Annotated in this window: 16 protein-coding genes; 11 read left to right on the plus strand and 5 right to left on the minus strand. The window is 40.9% G+C overall.

Annotation, left to right across the window (positions count from 1 at the left end; translation table 11 throughout):
* Positions 1-117: 117 nt before the first annotated feature.
* Positions 118-1437 (minus strand): PQQ-dependent sugar dehydrogenase, encoded by a 1320-nt coding sequence (locus AC1DYB_RS02220; RefSeq protein WP_477432047.1) that lies wholly within the window; start codon positions 1435-1437, stop codon positions 118-120.
* 260 nt (positions 1438-1697) lie between these two features.
* Between AC1DYB_RS02220 and AC1DYB_RS02225 the strand changes: the two genes are divergently transcribed.
* The 6 genes from AC1DYB_RS02225 (at position 1698) to AC1DYB_RS02250 (ending at position 8464) form a co-directional block, all read left to right on the plus strand.
* Entirely contained in the window at positions 1698-2474 is a 777-nt protein-coding gene (locus tag AC1DYB_RS02225) for a hypothetical protein (RefSeq protein ID WP_477432049.1), read from the plus strand.
* 278 nt (positions 2475-2752) lie between these two features.
* Positions 2753-4030 (plus strand): serine hydrolase domain-containing protein, encoded by a 1278-nt coding sequence (locus AC1DYB_RS02230; protein WP_295716279.1) that lies wholly within the window; start codon positions 2753-2755, stop codon positions 4028-4030.
* A 644-nt stretch (positions 4031-4674) separates the two neighbouring features.
* Positions 4675-5865, plus strand: coding sequence for a carboxypeptidase-like regulatory domain-containing protein (locus AC1DYB_RS02235; protein WP_477432051.1), 1191 nt, complete (start codon positions 4675-4677; stop codon positions 5863-5865).
* Between the two features lie 126 nt (positions 5866-5991).
* A complete protein-coding gene (ccsA, locus tag AC1DYB_RS02240) occupies positions 5992-6666 on the plus strand; it encodes a cytochrome c biogenesis protein CcsA (RefSeq protein ID WP_477432053.1) in 675 nt (224 codons plus the stop codon).
* Entirely contained in the window at positions 6666-6875 is a 210-nt protein-coding gene (locus AC1DYB_RS02245; protein WP_477432056.1) for a CcmD family protein, read from the plus strand. Before ccsA ends, AC1DYB_RS02245 begins: the two co-directional genes overlap by 1 nt.
* 152 nt (positions 6876-7027) lie before the next feature.
* Entirely contained in the window at positions 7028-8464 is a 1437-nt protein-coding gene (locus tag AC1DYB_RS02250; RefSeq protein ID WP_295716273.1) for a Glu/Leu/Phe/Val family dehydrogenase, read from the plus strand.
* A gap of 110 nt (positions 8465-8574) precedes the next feature.
* Here AC1DYB_RS02250 and AC1DYB_RS02255 read toward each other — a convergent pair whose 3' ends face one another.
* Entirely contained in the window at positions 8575-9615 is a 1041-nt protein-coding gene (locus AC1DYB_RS02255) for a cyanophycinase (RefSeq protein WP_477432058.1), read from the minus strand.
* A gap of 47 nt (positions 9616-9662) precedes the next feature.
* Positions 9663-10673 (minus strand): chitinase, encoded by a 1011-nt coding sequence (locus AC1DYB_RS02260; protein ID WP_477432060.1) that lies wholly within the window; start codon positions 10671-10673, stop codon positions 9663-9665.
* Positions 10674-10857: 184 nt separating this feature from the next.
* Here AC1DYB_RS02260 and AC1DYB_RS02265 point away from each other — a divergent pair, with 184 nt between their 5' ends.
* The 3 genes from AC1DYB_RS02265 to AC1DYB_RS02275 all read left to right on the plus strand — a co-directional run bounded on the left by AC1DYB_RS02265 (position 10858) and on the right by AC1DYB_RS02275 (position 11971).
* Entirely contained in the window at positions 10858-11406 is a 549-nt protein-coding gene (locus tag AC1DYB_RS02265) for a cob(I)yrinic acid a,c-diamide adenosyltransferase (RefSeq protein ID WP_477432062.1), read from the plus strand.
* 90 nt (positions 11407-11496) lie between these two features.
* Complete coding sequence (locus tag AC1DYB_RS02270; RefSeq protein WP_002996718.1) at positions 11497-11718, plus strand: DUF2795 domain-containing protein; 222 nt, start codon at positions 11497-11499, stop codon at positions 11716-11718.
* Between the two features lie 103 nt (positions 11719-11821).
* Positions 11822-11971: a lmo0937 family membrane protein gene (locus AC1DYB_RS02275; protein WP_110585189.1), complete on the plus strand. Its 150-nt coding sequence runs from the start codon at positions 11822-11824 to the stop codon at positions 11969-11971.
* A 37-nt stretch (positions 11972-12008) separates the two neighbouring features.
* Here AC1DYB_RS02275 and AC1DYB_RS02280 read toward each other — a convergent pair whose 3' ends face one another.
* Complete coding sequence (locus tag AC1DYB_RS02280) at positions 12009-12728, minus strand: 2-C-methyl-D-erythritol 4-phosphate cytidylyltransferase (RefSeq protein WP_477432064.1); 720 nt, start codon at positions 12726-12728, stop codon at positions 12009-12011.
* A gap of 197 nt (positions 12729-12925) precedes the next feature.
* Entirely contained in the window at positions 12926-13975 is a 1050-nt protein-coding gene (gene queA, locus AC1DYB_RS02285; protein ID WP_295716267.1) for a tRNA preQ1(34) S-adenosylmethionine ribosyltransferase-isomerase QueA, read from the minus strand.
* A gap of 237 nt (positions 13976-14212) precedes the next feature.
* On the opposite strand from queA, the gene AC1DYB_RS02290 reads away from it, so the two are divergent.
* Positions 14213-15460: an ABC transporter permease gene (locus AC1DYB_RS02290; protein ID WP_477397431.1), complete on the plus strand. Its 1248-nt coding sequence runs from the start codon at positions 14213-14215 to the stop codon at positions 15458-15460.
* Between the two features lie 6 nt (positions 15461-15466).
* On the plus strand, positions 15467-15991 hold the full coding sequence (locus tag AC1DYB_RS02295; protein ID WP_477432067.1) for a DUF3347 domain-containing protein: 525 nt from the start codon (positions 15467-15469) through the stop codon (positions 15989-15991).
* Positions 15992-16008: the final 17 nt, after the last annotated feature.

A 16008-nucleotide genomic window follows, 5' to 3' on the forward strand; every position in this document is an offset into this window, starting at 1 on the left:
AGCCTTTAGCCTTTAGCCTTTAGCCTTTAGCCTTTAGCCTTTAGCCTTTAGCCTTTAGCCTTTAGCCTTTAGCCTTTAGCCTTTAGCCTTTAGCCTTTAGCCTTTAGCCTTTAGCCTTTAGCCTTTCTTATAGGTTATCTTATAAATAGTTCCCTTACTATCGTCTGTTACATATAAAGAACCATCGGGGCCTTGCGCCAGTCCGCATGGGCGGTGTTCGGCGCGACCAGATGCTGCTTTTTCTGCACCACCTGCAAAGCCATCAGCAAATATTTCCCATTGACCGCTTGCTTTACCATCTTTAAAAGGTTGGAAAACTACAAAGTAACCAGCCTGTGGCTCCGGAGCGCGGTTCCATGAACCATGGAACGCAATGAAAGCGCCATTTTTATATTTCTCGGGGAATTGGATGCCGGTATAAAACAACAAGCCATTAGGAGCAAGGTGACCCGGGAATGCGGCTGCGGGATTAATCGCTGTTTCGCCGCCTTCTTTCTTGCCATCGCCGCCATACTCCGGCATTAATATTTTTTTATTTTGTTGCCAGTCGTAATACATATAAGGCCATCCGGCGTTATCGCCTTTCTTAATAGCATACATACATTCTGCGGGTAACTCGGCAGATTGCTTGGTAGTAAAGTACTCAGGGAACAGATCATGTAATTGATCACGACCATGCTGCATTACAAACAACTGGTTGTTTTGCTGGTTCCAGTCCATCCCTACAACGTTGCGCAGGCCGGTTGCATAGCGTACGCCGTCGCCATAATGCTGGTTAGGCTTGTCGGCCTTAAACTGCCATATACCACCTGCAGAATCTAATATAGGGCAGCCCTTTTGACCCGGTGAGCCTTTTTTACGGTCTTCTACCTGGCATGCATTGGAGTAAGCGCCAATATTAACATACAGGTTACCATCATTATCTAAAGTGATTGCCTTGGCCTCATGTTCGTTACGGCTTATTAAGCCCGTAACTATTTTTTCGGGTTGATTAGGGTTGATCACTTCATTTTTATCATTCAATTTATAACGGAAAACTTCTTCATCGGATGATGCGTATAGGTAGCCATTCTTTACATAAACACCGGTGCCGCTAAAATCCCCAAAGGATGTTTTTACAGTAGCTTTATCAGCATCCTGGTGTAAAAATAATATGCCTTTGCCTGTTTTTGCTCCGGTTAGTTTTACATAAATATCGCCTTGTGGGGTAATAGCTATCTCTCTTGTACCACCCAAATTTTCGGCTATAGCAGCAGCGGTAAACCCGGCTTGTAGTTTAAGGCCGGCATTAACACCTGTCGGTGCTGTTGTTGAACCGGTGGAATCGATGTTTTTTTTATCAGCAGGGCCACCGCTTTTACACGCGCTAAAAAATAACATACAGCCGGTTATTGCCACCGCAGGCAGCAATGCCAAAAATATTTTTTTGTTTTTCATGGTAAAGATTATTGGTTATCAAATTAAATAAATATACAGGGAATACCGAAATCTGTTTTGTAGTAATTGTATGACACATACGTATTTAGGTTTTTGGGAGGGAGCATTATTCAATGAAAGTGAATTGGCTGGAATTAAATTTTGTCTTTTAACGCTAAGCTAAAATTAAATGCTGATTTATAGCTGTTTGAACATATATAGCAACAATGGATTAAACCATTGGGGTGCCAGGGCGTCATAGATGTATAAAATTTAACAAAATGAAAAACATAGTCATATTATCAGCAATAGCAATGAGTGGTTTAATAGCTAATAAAGCCAACGCTCAATTATCAATACATGTAGGCTTTAATGTACCCGTTCGTCATGTTTATGTACCGGCCCCTCCGCCAGTTGTAGTTCAGGAACCGGTTTATTATGATGATAACGCGCAGGTTAATTATAATGATAACAGTGATGATTATTATTACCTGCCAGAGGTTGAAGCTTACTACAGCGTAACAAACCGTAACTATTATTACAATGATGGTAACAACTGGGTAACCTGTGCTTACCTGCCAGGTGCATACCGTAACTACGATTGGCGTACTGCGGCAAGGTATGAGGTACGTGGTCGACGCCCTTACATGCATCATGATGTTTACAGGCAGAGATGGGGTGGTTATTCCGGTGACCGCGGTAACTGGGGACGCCGTTTTGAAAGAAGATATGATGGAGGATATGCTTACCAAAACCATGATAACCGTGGATGGGACAGAGGCAACAGAAATAATGACCGTGGCAATTGGGGCGGCAGGCCAAATGATGGGCGTGATCGTGGAAACTGGGGAGGCCGGCCAAACCAAGGCAACGGGCATGATCAGGGTAACTGGGGTGGAAGACCTGACAATGGTGGCCATAACCAGGGCGGCAATTGGGGTGGCGGACACAATGATGGCGGTAACCACAATGACCATACCAATGGCCAGGATCATGGCAACAGGGGCGGAGGACGTCAATTTGCAGATAATCGCGGAGGTTTTGGCGTAAGGCAATAAGCTTAAGAACCTGGTAATTATGTAAGACTATTCATATCCCAATATATATAATGAAAGGTCGCCTGTAACGGGCGACTTTTTTTTTGTTAAATGAACAAGCAAAAGGTTGTTCGCCCTATAAGTTGGCGCGTTAGCAGTATCGTGTTCTTCGTTATGGTTATCAGTAATATATCCCTCCATTACGCTTTAAAGGGAAATGGCATTTGCTGCTGCTTTTTCCTGAATTTTATAATTAAAAAAATCCTATTTTGGGAGAAATTATAGACCTCATTCCTTAGATGAAAAAACTATTAACCTCCGTATTATTCATAACCCTCGCGGGTAATATTTTTGCACAGGGTACATTACAGGCAGGCATGCCGGCTAACGAGAAAATTTCGGACGAAAGGTTGCAACGCATCGATAAGATGATTGAGCAAAATATTGATTCCGGATATGTAAACGGGGCAGTAGCGTTGATAGCCCGCAATGGTAAGATAGTTTATAACAAATCTTTCGGCGTTGCCGATCTGGAACAAAAAAAGCTAATGAACAACGATGCTATATTTCGCATCGCATCACAAACTAAAGCTATTACCAGCGTGGCGGTGATGATGCTTTTTGAAGAAGGGAAATTTTTACTTGATGATCCTATCTCCAAATATCTCCCAACGTTTGCTCATCCAAGGGTGTTAGATACTTATAATGACAAGGATACAACTTACACAACCATCCCTGCCAAAAGGGAAATAACAATCCGCGACCTGCTTACTCACACATCAGGTATAGGATATGCCCAGATTGGTTCGCCCCAGATGAATGCTATTTATGGTAAAGCAGGTATACAGGCTGGTTTTGTTACCGATAGAATATTGCTGGCCAATTCTATCAATAAACTTGGGACTTTACCACTGGTGCATCAACCCGGCGAACGCTGGACCTATGGGTTAAATGTAGATGTGTTAGGTTACCTGGTAGAGAAACTATCCGGCAAAAGTTTAGACCAGTTTTTTAAAGAACGCATCTTTGACCCGCTGGGGATGAAGGATACTTATTTTTACATTCCGGCGGCCAAGCAAAACAGGCTGGTAGCCGTTTATACACCCGATAAGCAAGGTCGCCTTATTAAATGGAACGCAGGAACATTTACTCCTATAAGCGTGGACTACCCTACAGTGAACGGTACTTATTATGCTGGCGGTGCGGGTTTAAGTTCAACAGTTAAGGATTATGCTGCCTTTTTACAAATGATGCTGAATGGCGGCACATACAACGGCCAGCGTTTACTGGCCCGCCATACAGTGCAATTAATGACCACCAATCAAATCGGCGACCTGTACCTCAATCCCGAAAAAGACAAGTTTGGGCTGGGTTTTGGCATTACTTCAGAGACCAGTTCAAAAAAACTGGGTATGAGTGAAGGTTCTTTTGCCTGGGGTGGCTTTTATGGCACTTTGTATTGGGCTGACCCTAAAGAGCACCTGGTATGTTTGCTGTTTATACAGAATTGGCCGCTGCCTCATAACGCTATACAAGATAAATTTAGGGCGCTGGTTTACCAGGCTTTAACAGATTGATTTATATAAAACCGACTTTTAGTAGGCCGCTTTTGGCTTTCTAAAAGTCGGTCTTTAAACCGGATCATACATTACCTGGTTACAACTGTCAATATGTTGTTTTATTTCATATAAATTAAAAAATATTCTAAATATTAAAAATTACCTTGTTTATTATGTATATTAGACACATAATAATTAAGTTAATAAAGAATTGGAGTTAATTAATAATAAAATACCTGAGGCGAAACCTAATTGCCCAAAGTGTAATAAAGTTTCTGATTATCGTGTGTCAAGAGGTTCAGTATTTAAAGTATTTCTTTTTTTTCTACCCGTTAAAAGATATATGTGTTTTAATTGTATGAGCAAATTTTACTCGTTCTCATGAGTGAAATTTAAAGGCCGGGCTTAGATCGATTTTTAACATATCAGGCTGTTTGTATTAAGATCTGAGATATAATTGATATCATGCAGCACAGATCCATATCTCTACAACAAACCTGTTTTTTTTAACAGTCATTGCCAATCCAACTTGATCCGCCAACCACAGGTGTGTTTTTGTAAAAATCTTGTATCAACAAAAAAATACGATGTCAATTCATGCTGCGTTCATAAAAAATGTGTTTTTTAGTGGCTTGAAAATTAAATTTCAGTATTTTTAGTTAATGCGGCCAATCCGGATACTCCTAACAGCTTTTATTTTACTATGCCCGTTTTTTACTTTGGCGCAAAATGCAATCATTACCGGCAAGGTGGTGCATGGCGAAAGTAAAGCCCCAGTGGCCAATGCCAGTGTGTTTTTAAGCAATGCCACTTATGGTACTTCAAGTGCCGAGGATGGTTCATACACGCTATCGGGCGTTAAGCCGGGGCAGTATGAATTGGTAGTTACCGTGGTGGGTTATGAAGATTATTCGCAAACCATACAGGTAGGGCATGAGCCCCTAAAGCTCGATATTTCGCTTACTCAAAAGGTGTTGATGTTACGCGAAGTAGTGATAAGCAGTAATGCCGATTGGAAGAAGAACTATGAACAGTTTAAGCGCGAATTTATAGGCACTACTGAAAATTCTAAACTGTGCAGGGTGCTTAACTCGCATGTTCTTAATCTTATTTATCACCGTAACAAACAACAACTGGAGGCTGAGGGCGACGAATTTTTGGTAGTGGAGAACCGTGCGCTTGGTTATCGCACCAAATTTTTACTGAAGAAGTTTTTAAGCGACGGTATTGAACATACTATTGAATACTCGGGCAAGGCACTTTTTGAGCAATTGCCGGGTACTGCCGAACAAAAACGCCTGTGGAAACTAAAACGTGAGCAGGCTTATCATGGCTCGGCGCAACATTTTTACCGTTCATTGTATAAAGACAGGTTAAAAGAGGAGGGTTTTGAAGCCCATGATTTTACCCGGGCGTTAAACAGGGAACGCCCGCCTGAGGAACTCATTCAGCAAAAAATTAAAAGATTCAGGGAGTTAAACCGCGATTCCCTTAATGCCTGGTACAAGTTAGGTAACCTCACCAAATGGAATGATGAAAATGTGGTAAAAATACCATATCAATCTATCGAGATCCTGCGTAAAACACCGCAGCCTGGAATTTATGCCTTGATGTTTCCTCATTTTTTGTATGTGGTATATACCAAAAAGCATGAGCTTACCGAGTTTAAGGATGTGTATCGCCCTCTGGATATGGAGAACTTTGAAACCAGCATTGTAACCTTATTTACCAACTATGCGCTGTTTGATATGAATGGTATAATAGTATCAAATCCAAGCCCACTGTATGAAGGTACGTGGTCAAAAGCCAAACTGGCGGATCTGCTGCCCGTTGATTATGAGCCGGGAGACTAATCGTTCATTGGGTCCATGGTTCATTGGTCTGTAAAAATAGGCAAGGCTTATACAATAAGCATACTAATGAGCAAATGAATCATTGAACTAATGAACAAATGAATTACCTTTGAGCATCTAAATAATATGAAGTTTATTTATCAAACATGGTGGAAAGTATTGGCCGTAGTTATGGTTATATACACCCTTATCGCAGGCTTATTGCTTGGGGTACCAACAATGCCTATCCTGCACGAAACTATCCGTAATACTTACTTTCATGTGCCCATGTGGATGGCCATGTTCACCGTATTTACCATATCGGTTGTGTATAGTATTAAATACCTGCAAACAGGGAAAGAAGAGTATGACCTAATAGCCGTAGAAAGCGCCAATACGGGCCTCTTCTTTTTTGCCTTAGGTTTGCTTACCGGTATGCTTTGGGCCAAATATACCTGGGGCGATTTTTGGAGCAACGATCCTAAGCAAAACAGCGCGGCAATTGCGTTTCTGTTGTACTGCGCTTACTCGGTATTACGTAACTCTATTGACGAAGAACAAAAACGGGGCAAAATCTCGGCTATCTATAACATCTTTGCCTTCCCTATCATGATCGTATTGATAATGGTGCTGCCCCGGATGACGGATTCATTGCACCCGGGTAACGGCGGCAACCCCGCCTTTGGTAAACTGGATATGGATAACCGCATGCGCATTGTTGTATATCCCGCCTTTATTGCCTGGAGTTTTATAGGTTTATGGATAGCATCTATCCGTTACCGCATCCGTTTAATTGAATATAAAAAGAACCAAATAAATTAATGAAGAAGTTAACATTATTGTTAATGCTGGTGTTGAGTTTTGCTACGGCTTTTGCTCAACAAAAACAGCCTGTTGAAATGGCCGATGTTTTACGCAGTTCGGGGAAAATATACGTCGTTGTGACCACAATTGTAATAGTTTTTGTTGGATTGGCTATTTATTTGTTCTCTATCGATAGAAGACTAAAAAAACTCGAAAAAGAAAATTAGTCTAAAAAATTTGCCTATTGAGTTTAAACATGGTTTTTACTGTATTTTTTAAGGTGTACCAAACACACTAACTATAATATATTTGCAATATTGATAAAAATTGTACCAAATTTGCTCACTTTTTTAAGAGTTTAATATTTATACAGTTAATTATGGATACCAATATTTTAGTTGCCAACGAAGAGACACACTTCTTTGGTGATGTATGTAAAAACTTTGATTACGCAGCACAGTTTACAAAACATGATGCTGGTTTGCTTGATCAGATAAAATCATGTAACAGCGTATACCGGTTCCGTTTTCCTATCCGCAGGGGTAATGGCTTCGAGGTAATTGATGCATGGCGTGTAGAGCACTCGCACCATCAATCGCCAACAAAGGGCGGTATTCGCTACAGCGAAATGGTGAACGAGGATGAGGTAATGGCCCTTGCAGCGCTCATGACCTACAAATGCGCCATTGTGAATGTTCCGTTTGGTGGTGCAAAAGGCGGTATTAAAATTAATCCTAAAAATTATACCGTGGGCGAGCTGGAAAATATTACCCGCCGCTATACAGTGGAATTAATCAAGAAAAACTTTATTGGTCCAAGCATTGACGTACCCGCGCCGGATTATGGATCTGGCGAACGCGAAATGAGTTGGATAGCGGATACTTATGCTACCATGAATCCCGGTCAGCTGGATGCTATGGGTGCAGTTACAGGCAAACCTATTGCTTTGCAGGGAATAGCCGGAAGAAGAGAAGCTACCGGCCGTGGTGTGGCTATTGCCGTTCGCGAATGTGTTAGCTTTGGTGAGGATATGCAAAAATTGGGTCTTTTGCCGGGCTTATCGGGCAAAAGAATAATTGTGCAGGGTTTGGGTAACGTAGGTTACTATTCGGCTACATTCCTGGCCGAATTTGGTGCAATAATCGTAGGTCTTTGTGAGTTTGAAGGCGCCATCTATAACGAGAATGGATTGGATGTAGAGGCTGTATTTCAGCACCGCAAGGCAACCGGTTCCATATTAGGTTACGCAGGCGCAGCAAAGGAATTTGCCAATACCATGGAAGGCCTGGAGCAGCCATGTGATATCCTGGTACCTGCAGCGCTGGAAAACCAGATAACCGAAGCCAACATCTATAACATACAAGCTAAGATCATCGCCGAAGGTGCAAATGGACCAACCTCGCCAGAGGCTGAAGCCATTTTTTACGCCAATGGCGGTATTATCATCCCGGATATGTATGCTAACGCTGGTGGTGTTACTGTATCATACTTTGAATGGTTAAAAAATCTTAGTCACGTAGCATTTGGCCGCATGAACCGCAGATTTGAGGAAAACTCAAACCTTAACCTGGTAAACATGGTTGAGGGCATCACCGGTACATCATTAACCCCGATGCAGCGTTCAACTATTATCAAAGGTGCATCCGAGCTGGAGCTTGTAAACTCGGGACTGGAAGACACCATGATCCGTTCCTATTACGAGATCAGGGAGATCTACAAAAACAATCCTAAGATTGATACCCTGCGCAGCGCAGCAATGGTAGGTGCCATCAACAAAATAGCGGTTTCTTACCAAAATTTAGGTGTTTGGCCGTAAATAAAAATTTATTTGTATGGAAGAGGCAGGTCGGGAGATTTGCCTCTTTTTTGTTGTGAAATATTTTTAATTAGGTATCTCCGCCTGTCATTTTCCTGCTTGTTCAAGGTTTATTTTTCTTCTTCCTGTTTCAAAACACCATCTTCAACCCACCACCAAAACCACTTGCCACCGGTAGCTTTTTTTAAATCAAATTCAGCAACATCAAAACTGCCATTGCCTTCAATTGTACCTTGCACCTCATAAACTTTAATGGCCTGGTGGGTATTGTTCCAGGTTAACGGTTTACCCGGTTCGCAGGTTTCTGGCAGCTTTTTACGGTCGGTTACCAGGAAATATGCTTTGCTTGTACCAATTACCGTCGCCTGGCCATTTGCATCCATACAAACTGCGGTACGTTCATCGGCAGCAATGCCTTTGGCAAAAATGTTCCAGTCTTTACTAATACGGCCTAAAAATGCCACATGGCGTCCTTGCCTTTTGCGGGTTAAATAATGCTGATCTGTAATAACCTGCTTTAGATAGGGGACATGTAAAAAATCATTGTTGTATATCTTAACCAGGCTATTGTAAGGATTGCCCAATGCTTCATCTGCGGTAATACTGCCATCTTCGCCGCTATAGTAAAAGCCTCCTAAAATGGCGCAGCCTGCGCTGGTGCCGCCAACCGGGGTATGTTTTACGTTGAGCAGATAATTGATGGCATCAAGAGTTTTGGTCCCTTTCCAAAATTTCATGTAGTTTGATTGGTCGCCGCCGGCAATAAAAAGCATCTCGGCATTGCGGATGATGTATGCCACGGTATCATTATCAGCCAGCTCGCGTGAGTTAATCAAAAGAGTTTCTACGGAATTTACTTTACCCAATGCTTTGATATAAGGATTGTAAGCATCTGTACCCGAAGCACGGATCACTACCACATCGCCTCCGCCGCTTCGTTTTATCATCCATTTAAAAGCCGCGTCAACGTCTTTGCCACCACCAACCATAGCAATGCCGCCTTTAACAGGTGTATTCACATTTGCCGTATCACCAATGATGCCAATGGAGGATGGGCGACGGGCAATATGTTTAATGGTATCCGCTTTGCTTGAAGCAAATGAGAGAGTGCTATAGGCTGCGAAAAGTATGATTATTAATAACAATCGCATAAATGTATTTATAATCATACTTATACAAATCAGCGTACTTAAAACTGTTAATATTTGTACGGCTCCATTTTACCACATGAGCAGGCACAATTAGGATCGCTTATATCCATTTTCTTTAAAAAAAACTGGTAAAAGCCAATCCGGTCATTCATGCCGTAATTATCGCCTTTACCACACTCAACATCGCCGTTAACAATATTAATAGTCATACCAAAGCCCGGGGTAGTGCGGCCATGTGCTTTGTCGGCGGCGGTGGGCTGCCATTTGCCGGTCATTACATCATGGGCAGATGGTTTATGGGTTTCGGGCGTCATCCAGAAATAAATTGCGGCTTTAAAGGCTACAACAGGATCTGTTTCTACCAGTTCGGGGGTGTTAAGCAATATCTTTGGATCGCCAAAAATACAGTTTGATGCATAGCCGTAGTTTCCGTTATAGCTCAATTGCATGGGGCCTCGTCCATAATATTTTTTACCGGCTACCGGAGGGTATTCATCACTGTCAGATACGTAAGTATTTGAAGTATTGCTTTCATGTATCAACATCAAGCCATCGGTGTAGCTGCCGTTCATACCATGGCGGGTTTCATGAGCTATCTGGGCAAAAAAAGCGGCCAGTTCTTTTTTATTTATATCGGCGCCAAAGGCAGTGCAAAATTCACCATAATCAACGGTGAAGGTACTGTCGGGTTTCTTTTTTGCCCATTCTTCGTTCCAGTCGGCATCCTGGCGTACTACGGTTGCCTTACCTGTTTTTTTATCGGTACGTATAAACTGGTAAACCGAAACCGCGCGGCGGGTAATTTTTACGCTTACCTGCCCAAGTTCATCGGCTGCTTTAATAAAGGCGGCGTAGGTATAAAATTTATCGCGTTGTGGAAAAAGATCATTAAATTGTTTCTCGGTGAGAATACTGCTGATTGACGCTTTTGCTGGTTTGGGTGCAGCTGTATCGGCAGATTTTTTTGTGCTGGTGCTGCCACCACAGCTAAATGCTGAAATTACCAGGGCCGAAGCGGCAATGAAAACTAATTTGGAAGATATTATGATTGATTTCATGATTTTTATTGATAAACAATATTTCATTATACTAATGCAAGTTTAAAACTATCATTTAATAAACTATATTTCATTATCAAAAATTATACTAACTAAATAACGGAAGTGATCATATTTGATTTATTGCATGAATTTAAATTACCACATTTATTGTAAAAATTATATATTCACTTTAATTAAATAAATGAAGATATATACTAAAACAGGGGATAAGGGGTTTACTTCATTAATAGGGGGTACCCGGGTTGCTAAATATCATTTGCGGATTGAAAGCTACGGCACTGTTGACGAACTAAACTCATATATAGGTCTCATCGGCGACCAGGGCATTAATATACATCATAAAGAAGTATTGAAGCAGATACAGGACAGATTGTTTACAATAGGCTCCTCGCTGGCGGCTGATCCGGAACGATCAAAAATGGTAATACCAGATCTGCATATGGGAGATATAGAGCTGCTGGAACGGGAAATGGATGCGATGAACGAGCAATTGCCCGAGCTGCGTCATTTTATTTTACCGGGGGGTAATAATACCATTTCGTTTTGCCATATTGCAAGATGTATTTGCCGCCGGGCCGAGCGGATTACCGTTCAGCTGGCTAATGAAAGTACAGTTGATGAAAAAGTGAATATTTATCTGAACAGGTTGAGCGATTACCTATTCACTTTGGCACGCAAAATTGCAAATGAGCGTAATGTGCCTGAAAATCAATGGATACCGCGCATGTAATTATGTGAAAAAAAAATTGATATTCCAATTGAAATTGTTATACTTTTGCGAAAAAGTAAATTTACTTATAAATATAAAATATATAGAAACATGTATTGGACACTTGAACTAGCATCTCACCTTGAAGATGCGCCATGGCCCGCAACAAAAGATGAATTAATTGACTATGCTATTCGTTCTGGAGCTCCTGTGGAGGTGATAGAAAACCTGCAGGCACTGGAAGACGATGGTGAGCCGTATGAAAATATAGAAGAAATATGGCCGGATTACCCGACTAAAGATGATTTCTTTTTTAACGAAGACGAGTATTAAATCTTTATAAAAAGCCCTTTTTCGGGGCTTTTTTGTTTGCCGCAAATTTTTGGAATGATTTTAGTAATAAGCTTAACACACTTATCAATTAAAACATAACAACATGAGAGGCCTATTGTACATCATCGCGGTTATCCTGGTAATAGGATGGCTATTCGGAGCATTTATTCACCCTTTTGGCGGTGGTTTAATTCACATACTTTTAGTAATAGCTATTATTGCTGTACTATTGGGAGTTATCCGAAGAGCGTAACATTCGATCAAAAAATAAAACGCCGGTGATCCTTTGATCAGCGGCGTTTTTTGCTTAAAAGTAATTCTGCAATAGCTATATCCTCAGGGAAGGTGATCTTTATGTTTTCGTGATCCCCTTCTGTAAGTTGAATCTCCACGCCCAACTCTTCTACCACACTTGCATCATCTGTAAACTTTGAATTGAAAGGTTGTTTGTAGGCTTTTTTTAACAGGCCGGCCTTAAAAGTTTGCGGGGTTTGTACCAGGTAAATCTCATCCCGTAATAAGCTTACCGATTTGCCATTAATCATCTGCCTTATCGAATCGCGGCTTTTAACGGCCGTTACGGCATTGCCATATTCAAGTGTATGTTTGTATGATGTTTCAATAATTGTGGCGCTGATGAGCGGGCGAACGGCGTCATGTACCGCTATTAGCGCATCATCTGTGCATTCTATTTTATCCAGTCCGTTTTTTACCGAGTGAAAGCGGGTTTCGCCACCGGCTACTAAAAGATGGGGGAGCGTAAAATCATGCGCTGTGCATAGTTCATTCCAGTAAGCGTGAAAATCAGCATGCAGAACAAGGATGATGTTGGGTTTTGCATGGGAATTATAAAAAGCAAACATCGTGTGCATTAAGACAGGTAAGCCGTTAACAAGTAAAAACTGTTTGGGAACTGCCGATTGCATCCGGCTGCCAGAACCACCGGCTACGATGATTACATACTTAGATATGAGATTTGAGATATGAGATTTTAGATTAGGGTTTTCCATAAATTTTGACCTGCAATGCCATGCCGAACTTGTTTCGGCATCTCACGTGCTAATTTTACTTCATGCGGGGATGCCTGTCCTGTGGGTTCCTGAAACAAGTTCAGGATGACATGTCTTTAAGTACAAACTAAAACAAAAAAAATGAGATATGAATCCTAAGTTTCATATCTCAAATATCATGTATCAAATCTAAAAGATTAGATGATCAGCATGGCATCGCCATAGCTGTAAAAACGGTATTTTTCTTTAACTGCAACTTCATAAGCATTCATTACATGCTCATAACCGCCAAATGCCGATACCATCATCAATAAAGTTGACTCTGGAGTGTGGAAGTTGGTGATCATGGAGTTGGCTATGCTGAAATCATACGGAGGGAAAATGAACTTACTGGTCCAATCGTTAGCGGCTTTAAGTGTTTTACCTGCCGATACTGCCGATTCAATAGCACGCATTGACGTAGTACCTACAGCACATATACGTGCTTTACGATCAATACCCTTGTTTACAATATCTGCTTGTTTTTGCTCAATAATAAATTGCTCAGAATCCATTTTGTGCTTGGTTAAATCTTCAACCTCAACCGGGCGAAAAGTACCTAAACCAACGTGCAGGGTAACCTCGGCAAATTCAACACCTTTTAATTCAAGGCGCTTCATTAGCTCGCGGCTAAAGTGTAAGCCGGCAGTAGGGGCGGCAACAGCACCTTCATGCTTAGCAAAAATGGTTTGATAACGCTCTTTATCTTCGGCTGTAGCTTTACGTTTTATGTATTTTGGTAACGGAGTTTCACCAAGGATCTCCACATTGCGGCGGAATTCTTCGTCGGTGCCATCAAATAAAAAGCGGATGGTACGTCCACGTGAAGTAGTGTTATCAACAACTTCGGCAATTAACAGGTCGTCATCACCAAAGTATAATTTGTTACCAACGCGTATTTTACGTGCCGGATCAACCAGTACATCCCATAAACGCAGTTCTTTATTTAACTCGCGTAGTAAAAAAACCTCAATGGTTGCGCCTGTTTTTTCTTTATTTCCATATAAACGGGCCGGAAATACTTTAGTATTGTTAAGGATCATAACATCCTTATCATCAAAATAATCTAGTACGTCTTTAAATATTTTATGCTCAATTTTGCCAGAATCCTTGTGTAAAACCATTAGGCGGGCTTCGTCGCGGGTTGTTGAAGGGTTGTGTGCGATTAATGAATCTGGTAAATTGAATTTAAATTGAGATAATTTCATGTTTATGTATATGAATTTTCAGGGCGCAAATGTATGAATTTTTTTGTTATTTTCACCGATTTTTTTAAGGGTGATTGTGTTTTATTAATTGTTAAGTTTAATATTAAAATACTGTAACTTATGCATGGCAATATAGTCTAAAAATAAAAATATTCAACCGGGTATAATTTGATCTTTATTTGCTGTTTTGCAATGAGCAAAACGCAGTGTGATAACCATTGAAATCAAAATAAGTTTATGCTGTTTTTAAAACTTTTAGGGGAAAGCTTTTTGTTTGCTTATGATGCGCTAAGGCAAAACAAAATCCGCACAACGCTTTCATTGCTGGGTGTTACTATAGGCATATTTACTATTATAGCGGTATTTTCGGCGGTTGATACTTTGCGCAATAATTTGCAGAGCAGCGTTAACAAGCTGGGCAATAATAGTATCTACGTTGAAAAATGGCCCTGGGTAGGCGGCAGTGATTTTCCATGGTGGAAATATCTGCAAAGGCCGGTATCAAAGCTTAAAGATTTCAATGAACTTTCTCGTCGCAGCCAAACTGCCGAAGCACTATCATACGAGATAAGTATTGATAACCGCACTATTAAATATAAAAGTAACACCGTTGATGGCGCGCAGATAGATGCGGCATCACAGGATCATGATAAAACCTGGAATTTTGATTTTGCACAAGGCCGGTATTTTACCGGCATTGAATCAAAAACGGGTGCTCCCATAACCGATATTGGTTATGATATAGCACAAAACCTTTTCCCTGGCGGGGATGCTATTGGTAAGCAAATAAAGGTAATGGGCCGGTATGTAACAGTTGTTGGCGTGTTTTCAAAACAGGGTAAGGATATGCTGGGTATATCAACCGACAAGGAGGTTTTACTGCCGCTGAATTTTGCCCATAACCTGATAGATATTCAGAATGAAAATTATCGCCCATCCATTATTGTAAGGGGTAAGGCGGGAATACCAACAGATGATGTTGAAAGCGAGGTAAGAGGTTTAATGCGTTCTATCAGGAGCCTTAGGCCGGGTGTTGAAGATAACTTCGCGCTTAACCGTACTACCATGTTAACGCAACAGCTGGATATCGTTTTTAATGTATTAAACAAGGGCGGTTTTATTATAGGATTATTTTCAATGCTGGTTGGTGGATTTGGTATTGCCAATATCATGTTTGTATCGGTAAAAGAACGTACAAATATTATTGGTATTCAAAAATCGTTGGGCGCTAAAAACTATTTTATATTATTGCAGTTTTTAATTGAATCCATAGCGCTTTGTATAATGGGGGGGCTGGTAGGGCTTTTAATGGTTTATTTTTTAACATTTGGTATAAAAGCTGTATTTGATGTACAGGTAATACTTGGAGCTAAAAATATTATCATTGGTTTAAGCTATTCTATCGGGATTGGTGTGGTATCGGGAATTATTCCTGCATATTTTGCCTCCAGGCTCGACCCCGTTGAAGCCATACGTACTAATTAAGCAATAATGAAAATTGTAAACCATGTTTGGCTGTTTGGCGCTCTTGTAGCGGCTTCGGCATGTAATCAGCCTGCAAAACAGCAGGATACCGCTAAAGCAGATTCTACCGCGAAAATTGTTGATGCACGTGTAGTTGATACCAACAATACGGCCGAAGTTTTTACCGCCTACATCGGGTTAAAAGATGAGTTTTTAAAATCAGATGTAGCTGGTATCAAATCAACCGCATCAGTGCTTGAGGGTAAACTAAAAATTATAAAAGGGTGTTCAGAAACCGCTACGCTTGCCCACCAGATTACTGCAACAGATGATGTAAAAGTACAACGCGCAAGTTTTTTGATATTGAGTAAAGATATTATGATGCTGGTTAAAGGAGCTAAACTAAAAACCGCAACTATATATGTTGACTATTGCCCCATGGCCGATAGCGGAAAAGGAGGCTACTGGTTATCGCTCAATAAAAACATCGAAAATCCTTATTTTCCCGAAAGTATGAAAACCTGTGGGGCGGTTAAGGAACAATTGAATTAATTTGAACTTTCGGGGTG

It is taken from the genome of Mucilaginibacter sp. P2_A4, from assembly GCF_056405015.1.

Bases quoted from the DNA above. Each gene is read 5' to 3' on its own strand.
- AC1DYB_RS02220 (WP_477432047.1), bottom strand. From the start codon at position 1,437: ATGAAAAACAAAAAAATATTTTTGGCATTGCTGCCTGCGGTGGCAATA.
- AC1DYB_RS02225 (WP_477432049.1), top strand. From the start codon at position 1,698: ATGAAAAACATAGTCATATTATCAGCAATAGCAATGAGTGGTTTAATA.
- AC1DYB_RS02230 (WP_295716279.1), top strand. From the start codon at position 2,753: ATGAAAAAACTATTAACCTCCGTATTATTCATAACCCTCGCGGGTAAT.
- AC1DYB_RS02235 (WP_477432051.1), top strand. From the start codon at position 4,675: ATGCGGCCAATCCGGATACTCCTAACAGCTTTTATTTTACTATGCCCG.
- ccsA (WP_477432053.1), top strand. From the start codon at position 5,992: ATGAAGTTTATTTATCAAACATGGTGGAAAGTATTGGCCGTAGTTATG.
- AC1DYB_RS02245 (WP_477432056.1), top strand. From the start codon at position 6,666: ATGAAGAAGTTAACATTATTGTTAATGCTGGTGTTGAGTTTTGCTACG.
- AC1DYB_RS02250 (WP_295716273.1), top strand. From the start codon at position 7,028: ATGGATACCAATATTTTAGTTGCCAACGAAGAGACACACTTCTTTGGT.
- AC1DYB_RS02255 (WP_477432058.1), bottom strand. From the start codon at position 9,615: ATGCGATTGTTATTAATAATCATACTTTTCGCAGCCTATAGCACTCTC.
- AC1DYB_RS02260 (WP_477432060.1), bottom strand. From the start codon at position 10,673: ATGAAATCAATCATAATATCTTCCAAATTAGTTTTCATTGCCGCTTCG.
- AC1DYB_RS02265 (WP_477432062.1), top strand. From the start codon at position 10,858: ATGAAGATATATACTAAAACAGGGGATAAGGGGTTTACTTCATTAATA.
- AC1DYB_RS02270 (WP_002996718.1), top strand. From the start codon at position 11,497: ATGTATTGGACACTTGAACTAGCATCTCACCTTGAAGATGCGCCATGG.
- AC1DYB_RS02275 (WP_110585189.1), top strand. From the start codon at position 11,822: ATGAGAGGCCTATTGTACATCATCGCGGTTATCCTGGTAATAGGATGG.
- AC1DYB_RS02280 (WP_477432064.1), bottom strand. From the start codon at position 12,728: ATGGAAAACCCTAATCTAAAATCTCATATCTCAAATCTCATATCTAAG.
- queA (WP_295716267.1), bottom strand. From the start codon at position 13,975: ATGAAATTATCTCAATTTAAATTCAATTTACCAGATTCATTAATCGCA.
- AC1DYB_RS02290 (WP_477397431.1), top strand. From the start codon at position 14,213: ATGCTGTTTTTAAAACTTTTAGGGGAAAGCTTTTTGTTTGCTTATGAT.
- AC1DYB_RS02295 (WP_477432067.1), top strand. From the start codon at position 15,467: ATGAAAATTGTAAACCATGTTTGGCTGTTTGGCGCTCTTGTAGCGGCT.